Annotated in this window: 16 protein-coding genes; 11 read left to right on the plus strand and 5 right to left on the minus strand. The window is 62.6% G+C overall.

The window, feature by feature from the left end; translation table 11 throughout:
* Window positions 1-3: 3 nt before the first annotated feature.
* Together DWB67_RS04380 and DWB67_RS04385 are read left to right on the plus strand one after the other, a co-directional pair.
* A complete protein-coding gene (locus tag DWB67_RS04380) occupies window positions 4-384 on the plus strand; it encodes a biopolymer transporter ExbD (protein WP_119806303.1) in 381 nt (126 codons plus the stop codon).
* Window positions 385-387: 3 nt separating this feature from the next.
* Window positions 388-1,311 (plus strand): cell envelope integrity protein TolA, encoded by a 924-nt coding sequence (locus tag DWB67_RS04385; protein ID WP_119806304.1) that lies wholly within the window; start codon window positions 388-390, stop codon window positions 1,309-1,311.
* 8 nt (window positions 1,312-1,319) lie between these two features.
* Here the strand turns inward: DWB67_RS04385 and DWB67_RS04390 are convergent, their stop codons facing one another.
* From DWB67_RS04390 to DWB67_RS04405, 4 genes are read right to left on the minus strand one after another with little or no spacing between them, the layout of a single operon-like run.
* On the minus strand, window positions 1,320-2,078 hold the full coding sequence (locus DWB67_RS04390; protein ID WP_119806305.1) for an ABC transporter ATP-binding protein: 759 nt from the start codon (window positions 2,076-2,078) through the stop codon (window positions 1,320-1,322).
* On the minus strand, window positions 2,075-3,031 hold the full coding sequence (locus DWB67_RS04395) for an iron chelate uptake ABC transporter family permease subunit (protein ID WP_119806306.1): 957 nt from the start codon (window positions 3,029-3,031) through the stop codon (window positions 2,075-2,077). The genes DWB67_RS04390 and DWB67_RS04395 overlap by 4 nt, the downstream gene beginning before the upstream one ends.
* Complete coding sequence (locus tag DWB67_RS04400) at window positions 3,024-3,977, minus strand: ABC transporter permease (RefSeq protein ID WP_255418553.1); 954 nt, start codon at window positions 3,975-3,977, stop codon at window positions 3,024-3,026. The genes DWB67_RS04395 and DWB67_RS04400 overlap by 8 nt, the downstream gene beginning before the upstream one ends.
* On the minus strand, window positions 3,977-4,882 hold the full coding sequence (locus DWB67_RS04405; protein ID WP_119806307.1) for a siderophore ABC transporter substrate-binding protein: 906 nt from the start codon (window positions 4,880-4,882) through the stop codon (window positions 3,977-3,979). Before DWB67_RS04405 ends, DWB67_RS04400 begins: the two co-directional genes overlap by 1 nt.
* 193 nt (window positions 4,883-5,075) lie before the next feature.
* On the opposite strand from DWB67_RS04405, the gene DWB67_RS04410 reads away from it, so the two are divergent.
* The 5 genes from DWB67_RS04410 (at window position 5,076) to DWB67_RS04430 (ending at window position 9,269) form a co-directional block, all read left to right on the plus strand.
* Window positions 5,076-5,363: a DUF2218 domain-containing protein gene (locus tag DWB67_RS04410; protein ID WP_119806308.1), complete on the plus strand. Its 288-nt coding sequence runs from the start codon at window positions 5,076-5,078 to the stop codon at window positions 5,361-5,363.
* 71 nt (window positions 5,364-5,434) lie between these two features.
* Window positions 5,435-6,274, plus strand: coding sequence for a BadF/BadG/BcrA/BcrD ATPase family protein (locus tag DWB67_RS04415; protein ID WP_119806309.1), 840 nt, complete (start codon window positions 5,435-5,437; stop codon window positions 6,272-6,274).
* Window positions 6,271-7,413 (plus strand): N-acetylglucosamine-6-phosphate deacetylase, encoded by a 1,143-nt coding sequence (gene nagA / locus DWB67_RS04420; RefSeq protein WP_119806310.1) that lies wholly within the window; start codon window positions 6,271-6,273, stop codon window positions 7,411-7,413. The genes DWB67_RS04415 and nagA overlap by 4 nt, the downstream gene beginning before the upstream one ends.
* A 25-nt stretch (window positions 7,414-7,438) precedes the next feature.
* Entirely contained in the window at window positions 7,439-8,665 is a 1,227-nt protein-coding gene (locus tag DWB67_RS04425; protein WP_119806311.1) for a glutathionylspermidine synthase family protein, read from the plus strand.
* A 19-nt stretch (window positions 8,666-8,684) separates the two neighbouring features.
* The gene (locus DWB67_RS04430) at window positions 8,685-9,269 is read left to right on the plus strand and encodes a DUF1190 domain-containing protein (protein WP_119806312.1); all 585 of its coding nucleotides are present in this window, start codon (window positions 8,685-8,687) and stop codon (window positions 9,267-9,269) included.
* On the opposite strand, the gene DWB67_RS04435 is transcribed toward DWB67_RS04430, so the two are convergent.
* Entirely contained in the window at window positions 9,266-10,288 is a 1,023-nt protein-coding gene (locus tag DWB67_RS04435; RefSeq protein ID WP_119806313.1) for a LacI family DNA-binding transcriptional regulator, read from the minus strand. The two genes, DWB67_RS04430 and DWB67_RS04435, sit on opposite strands and share 4 nt — an antisense overlap.
* A 101-nt stretch (window positions 10,289-10,389) precedes the next feature.
* Between DWB67_RS04435 and DWB67_RS04440 the strand changes: the two genes are divergently transcribed.
* The 4 genes from DWB67_RS04440 to DWB67_RS04455 are packed head-to-tail and all read left to right on the plus strand — an operon-like array spanning window position 10,390 to window position 13,866.
* Window positions 10,390-10,893, plus strand: coding sequence for a gluconokinase (locus tag DWB67_RS04440; protein WP_119806314.1), 504 nt, complete (start codon window positions 10,390-10,392; stop codon window positions 10,891-10,893).
* 24 nt (window positions 10,894-10,917) lie between these two features.
* Complete coding sequence (locus DWB67_RS04445; protein WP_370453566.1) at window positions 10,918-11,940, plus strand: TRAP transporter substrate-binding protein; 1,023 nt, start codon at window positions 10,918-10,920, stop codon at window positions 11,938-11,940.
* 52 nt (window positions 11,941-11,992) lie between these two features.
* Window positions 11,993-12,550 (plus strand): TRAP transporter small permease subunit, encoded by a 558-nt coding sequence (locus DWB67_RS04450; protein ID WP_119806315.1) that lies wholly within the window; start codon window positions 11,993-11,995, stop codon window positions 12,548-12,550.
* Window positions 12,550-13,866 (plus strand): TRAP transporter large permease subunit, encoded by a 1,317-nt coding sequence (locus DWB67_RS04455; RefSeq protein ID WP_119806316.1) that lies wholly within the window; start codon window positions 12,550-12,552, stop codon window positions 13,864-13,866. The genes DWB67_RS04450 and DWB67_RS04455 overlap by 1 nt, the downstream gene beginning before the upstream one ends.
* Window positions 13,867-13,939: the final 73 nt, after the last annotated feature.

A 13,939-nucleotide genomic window follows, 5' to 3' on the forward strand; every position in this document is an offset into this window, starting at 1 on the left:
ACCATGCATATCGACATGCCCCGCCGCAAACCGCCTGGCGAATCGATCATTCCGATGATCAACGTCGTCTTCCTGCTGCTGATTTTCTTTTTGCTGACAGCACAGATTTCGCCCTCGACCCCGTTTCCGCTGACCCCGCCGGACAGCAGTTCCGATGAAACGACGCATACGCTGGATGTGCTTTATATTTCAGCCACGGGCGATCTGGCGTGGAACGAGGCGCGGGGCGAAGCCGTCTGGCCGCTGATTGCCGATCGTCAGGACAATGCCCCTGTGCAGATCCGCGCCGATGCCACCACCCCCGCCGCCATGCTGGCTGCCCATCTGAAACACCTGCGCAGCGTGACCGACAGCGGCGCGCAGCTTGTCGTCAATAAGGGCTAGGTCATGTTCTCGCGTCGCACATTGGAAACGGCAGGCTTTTTCACCATCGCGGCGGCGCTGCATGTGTCGGCGGCGGCATTCCTGCTGCCTGACCAGCTGCAACAGGGCAAGGCTGTGCCTGCCCCTGCCAGCACCCCCGCCACGCTTGCCGCAGGCGGGGTCGAGATGCAGGCCATGGTCGAGGACTGGGAAACCCCGCCCGAGACCGAAATCGCAACTGAAATGACCCAGCCCCAGGTCGAGACCGCGACCGACGACCTGCCAACGCCAGAAGACATTGCCCCCCAGATGGCTGCCATGCCCGACATGGCCCCGCCCGAGGCCAGCAATGCCCGCCCCAATCTGCCGCCACCCCCGCCCGCGCCGCGCATCGATCCGGCCACGCTGGACCTGCCGGAATTGCAGGAAATGACCCCGCCAGAGATTCTGCCGGACACGGCGCTGGCGGCATCGGAACGCCCCGACCGCAAACCCGCGCGCCCCAAGCCCCAGCCCGTACGGCAACAACCGGCACGCCAGCAGGCCGCCCCGACGCGCACCGCCGAACCTGCAAGAACACAACCCGCCGCCCCCCAACGCGCCGGACAGGGTGGTCAAAGCGCCAGATCGAATCAGGGCGGCGGTGGCGGTGGCGTCAGTGCCCAAACCCGCGCCAGCCTGACCCAGCAATGGGGCGCCCAGATCAATGCCTGCCTTGCACGCCAATTGTCGCGCGTGACCGGCGCACGCGGCGCACGCGCTGTGATCAATGTCAGGGTGGCGCGCAACGGTCGGGTGCAGTCAGCCTCGGTTGCGGGGTCGACGGGCAATCCCCGCGTCGATCAGGAGGTGCTGCGCGCCGTCCAGCGCACCCGCAGCTGCCCTGCGGCGCCCGCGCAGCTGACCGACGCCTCTTACGGTTTCCAGCAGCCCTTTACCATCAACTGACCCGCCCGTCAGGCATGGTGCAGAACCAGCGGTCGGCCCTGATGCCGGCCAACGGCAATCGGCGCATCGTAAAGGTCTGACAGGACCGCTTCTGTCAGCACGTCATCGGCAAAGCCTTCAGCCATGATGCGCCCGTCTTTCATGGCAATCACATGATCGGCCCAAGCCGCCGCATAGTTGATTTCATGTACCACCAGACCCACGCTGCGACCTTGGGTATCGATCAGATCGCGCAGGCGGGCCATCAGGGCACGGGCGTGGGACATGTCCAGATTGTTCAGCGGTTCGTCCAGCAACAGCCAATCGGTGTCTTGGGCAAAGGCCATGGCGATATGGGCACGTTGTGCCTGACCGCCCGACACCTCGTCCAGAAAGCGGTTGGCAAGGGGTGTCAGCGCAAAGGCATCCAGCGCCTGTGCAACCTTGGCCCGATCATCCGCGCCGGGGCGACCCTGGTGATGGGGCCAGCGGCCAAAGGCCACCAGTTCTGACAGGCGCAGGCGGCTGGCGATGGCGGTTTGCTGGCCAAGGATCGCCATGACCCGCGCCAGTTCCTCTGTCGGGGTGCGGGACACATCGTGCCCCGCCACGGTAATTTCCCCTTGCTGCAAAGGGTCTAACCGGCCCACCAGCCGCAGCAAGGTCGATTTCCCCGCACCGTTCGGCCCGATCAGCGCGGTCAGCTTGCCCTTGGGAAAGCTGGTCGTAATGTCATGCAGGATCTGCGCGCCGCCGATCTTGTGGCCAAGATTGCTGATCTGGATCATCGGATACGGCCTTTCAGCAAAAGATAAAGGAAGAACAACCCGCCCGCGAATTCCACCACGACAGACAGCGTCGCCGCCTGACCCAGCATGCGTTCGAACAGCCATTGCCCGCCCACCAGCAGGATCGCCGCCGCCAGCGCTGCCACGGGGATCAGCCCCGCATGACGCGCAGATCGCAGCAAACCATGCGCCAGACCGGCCACGATCAGCCCGAAAAATGCCACCGGCCCGACCAGCGCGGTCGACACCGACACAAGGACCGCCACCAGCGCCAGCGTCACCAGCACCAGCCGCTGATGACGCACCCCCAGCGACACGGCAGGTTCGCGGCCCAAGGCCAGCACATCCAGCTGCGGAGCCATACGCCATGCGGCCAGCACGGCCAGCACCGTCAACCCGCCCGCAACCGGCAACAGATCGGCATCGACGCGGTTAAAGCTGGCAAAGCTGACCGATTGCACGACGGAAAACTCATTCGGGTCCAGTATCCGCCCCAGAAAGCCCGAAACCGACCGGAACAGCACCCCCAGGATCACCCCTGTCAGGATCATTCGCGGAATATCGCGCGCGCCCTTGGCCAGCAGGGTGCCGAACAGAACCACGGCCAGCGCGGTCATCACACCCACATCCAGCGCGAATTTCCCCGCCGCAGGCAGCCCCGCAAATCCGGCGTTGCCCAGCAGAACGACCAGAAAGGTCTGCATCAGCACGTAAAGCGCATCAAACCCCATGATGGATGGCGTCAGCACCCGGTTGGCCGCCACTGTCTGGAACAGGATCGTGGCCACGGCGATGGCAACAGCCACCGTTATCAAAGCCGCCAGCTTGGTCGCGCGCAGATGCAGGATAAAGCCGCGATTGCCCGCGCCCAGTCCCTGAAACATCCAAAGGGCCGAAAGCCCCGCCAACAGCAGGGCCATCAGGCCAAGGGTCAGTCTGGTCCGCCTATCCATGGGCTGGCCTGCGGTGCAGCAGCCATAAGAACAGCAGGGCACCAAAGATACCAAGGATCATACCGGCCGGAACCTCATAGGGGTAAATCACCAGCCGCCCGATCAGGTCGCAGGCCATGACCAGAACCGCCCCTGACAGCGCCACGACCGGCAAAGAGGCCCGCAAATTATCCCCCATGATCCGCGCCACAAGGTTCGGGACGACCAGTCCGACAAAGGGGATCATACCGACGGTGGTCACAACCATGGCCGTCACAACCGAAACCACCGCAAGCCCCAGCCGCATCACCGATGCGGTCGACAGGCCCAAGCCGGTGGCGACCTGATCACCCAACCCCAGAATGGCAAAACGGTCGGCGGCAAACCATGCCAGCCCTGCGGCAACCGCGGCCACCCACAGCAATTCATAGCGACCGGCGATGACGCCCGAAAATTCACCGCTCATCAGCCATACGCCGACATATTGCATCAGATCGGTCTGCCAGCCGATGAAGGTCACGACCGAACCCAAGACCCCAGACAGCACCAGACCGGCGATGGGGATCAGCATCACTTCGCGCACAGGCAGGCGGCGGATGACGGTCAGGAACAGCCATGTGGTGGCCATTGCCGAAAGGCTGGCCGCGATCATGCGCAACCACAGCGGGCTGCTTGGCAGAAGAATGGTGATGGCCAGCAGGCCAAGGGCCGCGCCCTCGGCTGTGCCGGCAGTATCGGGACCGACAAAGCGGTTGCGCACAAGCGCCTGTATCAACACGCCCGCCACCGACAGCGCGGCCCCTGTCAGGGCCACGGCCACGGTGCGCGGTACACGCGATTCCAGCAGGACCAGCATCGCCTGCGGATCACTGAAGATATCGCGCAGATCGACATGGGCGGCTCCGACAGTCAGGCTGGCCAGCATCAGCGCGCAAAGCGCCATCAGCAGGGCGGGCATCGGACGCATCAGCTTGCGGGGCTGTCAGCCAGCGCCTTGGTCAGTTGGTCCAGCGTTCCGGTCAGCGCGGAATATCCACCCGCCGCCAGATAGTTCGCCGCCGGATCAAGATAGACCACCTGCCCCTTGGACCATGCCGTCGTTCCGGCCACCAGATCCGAGGTCAGCGTCTGTTCCGCCCCCTGCCCGTCTTCGCCAATGGCAGCACCACGGTCGACAACCAGCAGCCAGTCAGGGTTGGCCTGAGCGATAAATTCATGCGAGACAGCCTGGCCGTGCGTGGCTTCGTCCAGATGCTGCGCGGCTTCGGTCAGGCCGGTTGCGTCATACATCCAGCCAAAGCGTGAATCCTTGCCATAGGCCGACATTTTCGGACCGTTGGTCATGATAATCATCGCGGTGTCATGCCCTGCCGAAGCTTGCTTCAGGGCGGCCAGCTTGTCGTCCAGCGTCGCGGTCAGTTCGGCGGCGCGGTCCGTCTTGTCAAACAGCGTGCCATAGGCGGTGATGCGGTCGCGTGCTTGCGGAACCAGATCGGCATCGATGGTCATGTCGATCGCAGGGGCCACCTGCGACACTGCCTGCAACTGCGGCGATGAACGCCCCGCCACGATCACCAGATCGGGGGCCAGACCAGCCAGCGCCTCAAGGTCGGGTTCGAATAGTGTGCCGATAGGGGTGACATCTTGGGCCGCCTCTTTCAGAGCGGGCAGCTTGATGTCCCCGATTGTGCCCGCCACCGGGACGCCAAGCGCCTGCAACGTGTCCAGCGCCGCCATATCATAGACGGCCACTTTTTGCGGCGATTGTGGCAGGGCGACAGGACCTTGGGCGGTGTCGATGGTGACATCTGCGGCAAAAGCGGCAGAACACAGGGAAACGGCCAGCAGGCCGGATAACGCGATGCGACGCATGGCAAATCCTTTCATCATCGCGTGTCGTGTTCAGGAAATCGGAATGGCACGCGTAGCGATGGCCTAACGCGGGCCGGACACAAGGTAAAGAATATCTGTCTGTTTTTGTCAGGCTCTCGCGGTGATTTGTTGACAAATTTACTTGGTAGCCCTAGCTGATGGTGCCAACGCGCTGATTGCAAGGGATATCCAGATGCTGATGACCGCTGATTTCGCCACCGAACGCGCCACCGCGCTGATGGGAACACTTGGCAAGCATTTCGGACATAAGATCCCCGTCCAGATCGCCGATGACAAAGTCCTTTTGCAATTCGAAATGGGCGAGGCGACCCTGACCACCACCCCGACCGGCCTGCACCTGGTGCTGGAGGGGGCCGATGACGCCCAGCTTGAACGCCTGCGCGATGTGGTCGAAAGCCATCTGCTGCGCTTTGCCCATCGCGAGGATCCCGCCCCGCTGACCTGGACCTTCCAAGCCTGATCGCAGGGTCCTTACCCGAAAGGCCCTTTTCATTTCCGCCCTGCTGGCGTTCTTTGCCTGCAGGAGGCGTGATGGTGCTGTATTTGGGACTTGATGGCGGCGGGACCGGTTGCCGCGCGGCAATTGCCGATGAAAGCGGTCATATTCTGGGCCGTGGTCAAGGCGGCCCCGCAAATATCAATTCCGACCCGCAGGGGGCCACGGTCAGCATTCTGGCCGCCGCCACCGCCGCAATGGTTCAGGCCGGCGCCCGCCCGACCGATCTGGTCGCCGTGCTGGGATTGGCGGGGGGCGGTCTGGCCGCACCTGCCGCTGCCATGCAGCATCGGCTGCCTTTCGCCCGCAGCTTGGTCGTGAATGACGCGGTCACGGCCGCAAGGGGCGCTTTGGGCCGCGATGACGGCATCCTGATCGCCATGGGCACAGGATCGGTTCTGGCCGTCCAGCGCAACGGCAAGCTGCGCCAATACGGCGGTCGCGGTTTCCTGATGGGGGATGAGGGCAGCGGCGCGGTTCTGGGTCGCACCCTTTTGTCGCTGGCCATGCGCGCAGGCGACGGCTTTGCGCCCGACAGCCCGCTTCTGGCGCAGATCCGTGACGATTTCGGCGGGCATGACGGAATCATCGCCTTCGGAAATACGGCTGCTCCTGCAGAGTTCGCAGCGTTGGCACCGCGCATCGTATCATCGGACGATCCACAGGCGCACCGTATCATGGCGGATGCCGTGGCACAGATCTCGGATGCGATCGGCGTTTTGCAGGCAGGACAATCGCTGCCGGTCGTCTGCCTTGGCGGTCTGGGCGATGTCTATGCCGCGCATCTGGCGCGGGACTGGCGGATCGAACCCGCCAAAGGGTCAGCCGTTGATGGCGCGCTGGCGATGGCACGTGATATGGGGGCCGACATATGATCACTTTAACACCCGAACTGCTGTTCGACGGGATCGTGCTGCGGCCCGATATGGCGGTTGTGATCGACGATGGGATGATCAGCGATGTGATCCCCGCATGTCAGGCAGGTCCTTCGGCGCAACCGATGCAGGGTATACTGGCCCCCGGTTTCGTTGATCTGCAGGTGAATGGCGGCGCGGGCCTGCTGGTGGGCGCGGACACCGATGCCGCAGCCCTTGGCCGCATCTGCGGCGCACATCGCGACTTGGGCTGCGCCGCGATACTGCCCACGCTGATCACCGACCGCCCCGAAGTAACAACCAGCGTTATTCAAGCCACCATTCAGGCCATCAATGCAGGGACGGACGGCCTGCTGGGCCTGCATCTGGAGGGCCCGCATCTGGACCCCCGCCGTGCCGGTGCCCATGATCCCGCCTTGATCCGCCCGATGCAGGACGATGATCTGGCACAGCTATGCCAGGCCGCCCGCGATATGCCGGTGCTGATGGTGACGCTGGCCCCTGAATCGGCCACGGCTGACCAGATCGCCCGCCTGACACAGGCCGGTGTGCTGGTCAGCCTTGGCCACAGTGATTGCAGCCTTGAAACCGCCCGCGCCGGTTTTGCCGCCGGTGCCTGCCTTGCCACGCATCTTTTCAACGCCATGAGCCAGATGGGACATCGCCAGCCCGGTCTGGCCGGTGCTGTTCTGTCGGGTGATGTCCATGCAGGGCTGATCGCGGACGGGGTGCATGTCGATCCTGCGGCGCTGACTGTCGCGCTGCGGTCGCGACCAGATGGCCTGTTTCTTGTCAGCGACTGCATGGCCGTGGCGGGCAGTGATATGGATGAGTTCACCCTGCACGGCCGCCGCATCCTGCGCCGGAACGGACGTCTGACCCTGCCCGACGGGACGCTGGCAGGGGCCGATCTGCGCCTTGACCGCGCCATCCGGACCGTCATCGCCGCGGGTGCCAGCCCTGCACGCGCATTGGCCATGGCGACCAGCATTCCGGCCGATTTTGTCAAAGCGGGGGACCGCCTTGGTCGCATCGCCACGGGACGCAAAGCCGATCTGATCCTGCTGGATGCCGATATGACCCTGCAAGGTCCGGTCGTTTTACCGCAGGGCAATACGCCCCGAACCTCTGGTTCTTGAGACAGGCAGACCCTAGATATCCATTATGCGCAAAATCACCCTTCCAGAACGCCCCGATCTGGCCGCCAAGGCCGAAGACGCCGGTTTCACCTTCGCCCATATGCATGGCGAACCCTATTGGGATGAAACATCGGTCTATGAATTCACGCTGGAGCAGATCGAGAACGATCTGGAAGATCCGGCCACCGAATTGCACGCCATGACGCGTGAGGCAGTGGCCCATATCGTCGCCAGCCCCGATCTGATGGCCAAGCTGGGCATTCCCGAACAGCATTTCGATCTGATCGCCGACAGCTGGGCGCGAAACGAACCTGAGGTTTATGGCCGCATGGACCTTGCCTATGATGGCACCGGCCCTGCCAAGCTGCTGGAATATAACGCCGATACGCCGACATCGCTGTATGAAACCGCAGCCTTTCAGTGGCAATGGCTGGAAGACCAGTTGCAATCGGGCGCGCTGCCCGATGGGGCCGACCAGTTCAACGGCCTGCACGAGGCACTGATCGAACGCTTCAAGGAATTGTTCGACCCCGATACCGACATCCATTTCACCGCCATGCCCGATACGCCCGAAGATTACGCCACGGTCGAACAGGTGGCATGGGCCGCGCGCGAAGCCGGAATGGGCGCGCATTACACCGACCTGAACAAGATCGCGATCAGCAAGAACAAGCAGTTCCTTGACGATCAGGATCGGGTGATCGGCACGATGTTCAAGCTGTACCCGTGGGAAGACATGCTGGCCGATGATTTCGGCACGCACATCAAGGGCGCGGGCTGCCTGTTCATCGAACCCGCGTGGAAGGCCGTTGTGTCGAACAAGGGCCTGCTGCCGGTCCTGTGGCAGATGTTCGAGGGTCACCCGAACCTGCTGCCCGCCTTTTTTGCCGATGATGTCGCCGAGGCGCTGGTCGCAGGTGGCCAGACCGTGCCCGCCGTGGCCGATGCCTTTGGGCGCGTGGCCGAACAGATGCGGGCGGCCCATGTGGTCAAACCGATCTTTTCGCGCGAAGGGGCATCGATCAGCATCGTCGAAGGGGGCGATGTGACCGAAACCAGCCCCAACACGGATTACAACCGCCATCCGCGCATCGTTCAGGCCTATCACCCGCTGCCAGAATTCGACGGCTTCCGTCCGGTGGTCGGCGCGTGGATTGTCGGCCATACCTGCGTCGGCATCGGCATGCGCGAAGATAAATCCCGCATCACGCAGGACCTGTCGCGCTTCAAACCGCATTTCATTGCGCCATAATCCGCGCTAAGGAGGGGATATGAGAAAACGTTCCAGAACCGTCGCGCTGACCATTCTTGGCGCTGCCGCATTCACCGTCGCGGGTTGCCGTGATGAACAGGTCGAAGCACAGGCCTTCCCCGATATGGCCAGCTGCGAAGCTGCCGCCGCACAGGACGGTCTGTTTTCCGTCGAGGAATGTGACAAGGCCTTTGCCGACGCCGAGGCATTGCATGTCGAATCCGCACCCCGCTATGACAGTCTGCAGGTCTGCGAAGAACAGCATGGTGCCGGCAATTGCGGGTCCGAAGAACAGCAGGTCAGCAATGGCGGCGGGATGGGTGGCATCTTTATGCCGCTGATGGCGGGCTATCTGATCGGTAATATGCTGGGGGGCCGTGGTGCATCGGGGATGGCCGCATCGCAGCCGATGTACCGCAATGCTCAAGGCGGCTTCACCAACGCAAGCGGCACCACGAACTTTGGCAGCAATGCGGGCCGCGCCACGATGTCATCGCAAAACTTCGCACGCCCCGCCACAACCGCAGGCCGCGCGCCCATGACCCGCGCAACTGCCGGTTCGCGTGGTGGTTTCGGTGGCAGCCGCAGCAGCTTTGGTGGCTAGGCCTTGCCGCGCGCCGTACTGGCGCGCGGAACCAGCCGGAACCCCAGATCGATCGCATGTCCGCGCGGGTGGCCCTGTCCGGCCAACCTGTCGCGGATCTGTTGGATCGAGGCGCGCCCCATCTCGAACCGGTCGGTCCCGACCGATGTCAGTGGCGGTTCCGCAGCAGACATCATCTCGTGATCGTTAAAACCGCAGATGCCCATCTGACCAGGCACGCGAATATTGCGGCGCTGTGCCTCGAACAATACGCCAAGGGCAAGGTCGTCGTTATTGCACAGGACCGCATCCGTTTGCGGACGCGCCCCCATCAGATCAGCGAACAGCTGCCCCCCCAAAGTGACCGAGGAGGGTTCGGGCGTGGTGACAACCGGATCCTCGCCCCCCATGCCCGCCGCCGCCAGACAATCGCGGAACCCCGCCAGTCGCCGCTGGCTGCGCGGGTCCATCTGCGCCCCCAGAAATGCCGGTGCGCGATACCCCATGTCCAGCAGATGTTGCGCCCCGGCATAAGCGGCGCGGTAATGCGACAGGCCGATGGCCAGATCGATCGGGGGCGGTCCGACCTCCATGATTTGCACCACGGGGCATTCGGCATTTTCCAGAAGGGTCTTTGCGCCAGCGGATTGGTCATGCCCCGCCACAATCAACCCCGCAGGGCGTTGTGACAGAAAGACCCGAATCAACTGTTCCTCGGTCGCGGGAACATAGCGGGTTGTCCCCAGCTGCACCCCCAACGGGCTGTCTTGCAGACCATCGTAAATGCCGCGCATCACATCGGCGAAAACGTTATTGCTGACCGAGGGGATGATCACCCCGACAATATCGGTCCGCCCCGACGCCAAGGCCCGCGCCGCAGGGTCGGGGACATATCCTAACCGGCTGATCGCATAGGCAATTCTTGACCGCGCATCCGGCGACACCTTATCGGGATTGCGCAAAGCCCGCGACACGGTAATCGGACTGACATTCGCAATTTCGGCCACATCCGCCAAGGTAACTTTACGCGTTTTTTCCATAATGGCGGCACGTTATCGCCTTTGCAGGAAAAAGTAAGGGGGTTGACGCATGACAGCGCTGTCATGCATGATTGCGCTGTCATCGGAGGAGGACAGATCACATGGGAACGCGACCGATTCTGGTCATGGGCATCTGCGGCGTCGGGAAATCGACGATTGCAAAAGGCATCGCTGATCGGTTCGGCGGAGAGTTTATCGAAGCCGATGACTTTCACGACGCCCAAAGCGTCGCCCATATGCGCGATGGCCATCCGCTGACGGATGACATGCGCTGGGGCTGGCTGGACCGGCTGGGCGATGCTGTGAATAACGCACCCAAACGGGCGGTTCTGGCCTGTTCGGCCCTTGGTCGGGCGCATCGCGACCGGCTGCGGGCGCGGACCGGACCGATCGACATTGTCTTTCTGCATGGCGACCGCGCCCTGATCGAAGACCGCATGAATGGCCGTCAGGGCCACTATATGCCGACCAGCCTGATCGACAGCCAGTTGGCCGCCCTGCAACCACCTGATGCGACAGGCGAAAACGCCCTGTGGCTGACAGTCGCATTGTCACCCGACCGCATCATCGACCTTGCAGCCGGGGCCCTTGCCCCGTCCGCTTGAATTCACATTTCGGAGGAGAACGACATGATGACTATGACCCGTCGCGGCCTGCTGGCCGCCACCGCCTGCTTCGCATTTGCCGCCCCCGCGCTGGCTGCGGATTACACCTTCCGGTTCCAGTCCTCGGACCCTGCCGGCAACCCGAACTTCGTGCTGCAGCAGGGCTGGGCCAAGGACGTCGAGGAGCGTTCCGAAGGCAAGATCGTCATCGACCTGATGCCTGTCGAATCCATCGTCGCCCATAACGAAACGCAGGACGCGATTGCCACCGGCATTCTGGACGGCCACATCACCGACCTGTCCTATTTCGCGGGTAAGGATCCGGCATTCGGCCTGATGGGCAACCCCGTTGGTGCATGGTCGGACCCCGAACAGATGTTCGACTTTCTGGAAAACGGCGGCGGCACCGAGCTGTTGAACGAGATCATGAACCCCTACGGGTTGCAGTTCATCGGCGCCTCGACCCCCGGTCTGGAAGCTTTTGTCAGCGCGGTTCCGATCGACAGCGTCGAGGATCTGAAAGGCGTCAAACTGCGTGCGCCCGAAGGTCTGGTCCAGTCGGTCTTTGCGGCTGCCGGTGCATCGCCCGTCAACCTGCCCGGTTCCGAGGTCTTCACCTCGCTGGACAAAAAGGTCATCGACGCGGCTGACTATTCGGTGTTTTCGGTCAATCAGGCACAGGGTCTGAACGACATCGCGCCGCATCCGATCTATCCGGGTTTCCACTCGATGCCGCTGGTCGAGATGTCGATGAACAAGGACAAATGGGACGCGCTGCCCGAAGACATGCAGCAGTTGCTGACGCAATCGGTCCATGACTATGCCCGTGTCCAGGTGTCATCGCTGGTCGAGGCTGACGAAGCCGCCGTCGCTGAAGCCAAGGAAGGCGGCAAGATCACCATCCATGACTGGTCCGACGAAGAACGCGCCAAGTTCCGCAGCATCGCCATCGGCGAATGGGAAAAAGTCGCCAGCCAGTCGCCCGCCGCACAGCGGGTCTATGACGCGCTGACCGCCTATCTGACCGAAAAAGGTCTGGTTGACTAAGACCGTTCGGGTCGGGCCCCGCGCCCGACCCCACCCGAGGGAGGGGACCACCATGACAGCATCCAACGAGATGCCGCGCGAGGAACATGCCGCCATCGCGCAATCGGGCTTTCTTGGCAGGTGGATCGACCGGCTTGCACTGATCCCTGCATTGGGTCTGGTGCTGGCCATGCTGATCCTGATCCAGGAAGTCTTCCTGCGCTATGTCTTTGGCGCGCCGACCAATTGGGCGCATGAAACCACGGTGTTTCTATGTGCTATCTCATTCATCTATGGCGGGCTTTTGTGCACATCACGCGACCGCCACATCCGCGTTGTGCTGATCTATGACATCCTGCCGCCTGCCGCGCGTCGCGTGGCCGATTTCCTGATTTCGGCGGTTTGCGCGCTATCTGCGGGGGCCTTTGCATGGGCCGCGTGGCAGATGGTGAAGCGCGCAGCATGGCGTCCTGACGGCAGCTTCCATCTGGAAACATCCGGCAGCGCGTGGAACCCCGCCTATCCGGGCATCCTGAAAATCCTGCTGATGGTCGCCTTGCTGGTCATGGCTGTTCAATTCGTGATCCTTGCGATCAACTATGCCCGCGGGCAGGGCATGGGGGCCCGCTGATGGAAATTTTCGGTTCACTTCAATCCTTGGGGATCGAGACGGGCACCCTTGTGCTGTTCGTCATGCTTTTGGGGCTGCTGGTTACGGGCATTCCGCTGGCTTTTGTCACCCTGCTGGTCACGCTGATCTTCGCGCTTGGCTGGTTCGGACCCAATGTGGTCCCGCTGATCACCAGTCGTGTCTATTCCTTTGTCAGCAGCTTTGTTTTCGTATCCGTCCCGATGTTCGTCATGATGGCCGCCGTCCTTGACCGAAGCGGCATTGCCCGCGACCTGTTCGAGGCGATGCGCCTGATCGGTGGCCGCATCCGTGGCGGCGTTGCGGTCCAGACCATCTTTGTCGCTGTCATCCTTGCCGCCATGTCCGGCATCATCGGCGGAGAGGTCGTCCTGCTGGGTCTGATCGCCCTGCCGCAGATGCTGGCCCAAGGCTATGACCGCAAGCTGGCCATCGGCGTCGTCTGTGCGGGTGGCAGCCTTGGCACCATGGTGCCGCCATCGATCGTGCTGATCATCTATGGTCTAACGGCCAACGTCTCGATCGGGGATCTGTTCACGGCATCCTTCCTGCCGGGCTTTATGCTGGCCATGCTTTACGTCGGATATGTCATGATGCGGGCCTGGCTGACGCCATCGGCTGTGCCCCCCGTGGTCAACACCCCCACCCCGCGCGCCGAAAAGCTGCGCCTGATGAAGGGGCTGTTCCTGCCGATCGTCGTCGTGACCATGGTTCTGGGTTCGATCTATGGCGGCATCGCATCCGTGACCGAGGCCAGCGCCGTCGGCGTGGCCGGCGTGCTTCTGTCCACCATCGTACGCGGCGAATTCACATGGTCCCTGCTGCGCGAGGCATCCGTCCAGACGCTGCAAACCGTCGGGATGATCGTCTGGATCGGCATCGGTGCATCGGCACTGGTCGGTGTCTTCAACCTGATGGGTGGCATCAACTTCGTGTCCGAACTGATCACCGGCATCAGCGACAATCCGACCGTCATCATCCTGTTCATGATGGCCATCCTGTTTGTCCTGGGCATGTTCCTTGACTGGGTCGGGATCGCGCTTCTGACCATGCCGATCTTTGTGCCAATCATCGTCAACCTTGGATATGATCCGGTCTGGTTCGGTGTGCTGTTCGCCATGAACATGCAGGTCAGCTTCCTGTCGCCACCCTTCGGCCCTGCCGCCTTCTATCTGAAGTCGGTCACACCGCCGGACATCTCTTTGGGCGAGATTTTCAGTGCCCTGCTGCCCTTTATCGGATTGCAGATTTTGGCCGTCGCGCTGCTGATCCTGTTCCCGATGATTGCCATCTATTGATCGCCTTTGCGGGGCCACAGGGACATATCCTGCGGCCCCGTTCATTTTCCAAGGAACCTTTCCGGCCCTGTGC

Origin of the sequence: Paracoccus sp. JM45 (assembly GCF_003590715.1) — a bacterium.
GTDB lineage: Bacteria > Pseudomonadota > Alphaproteobacteria > Rhodobacterales > Rhodobacteraceae > Paracoccus.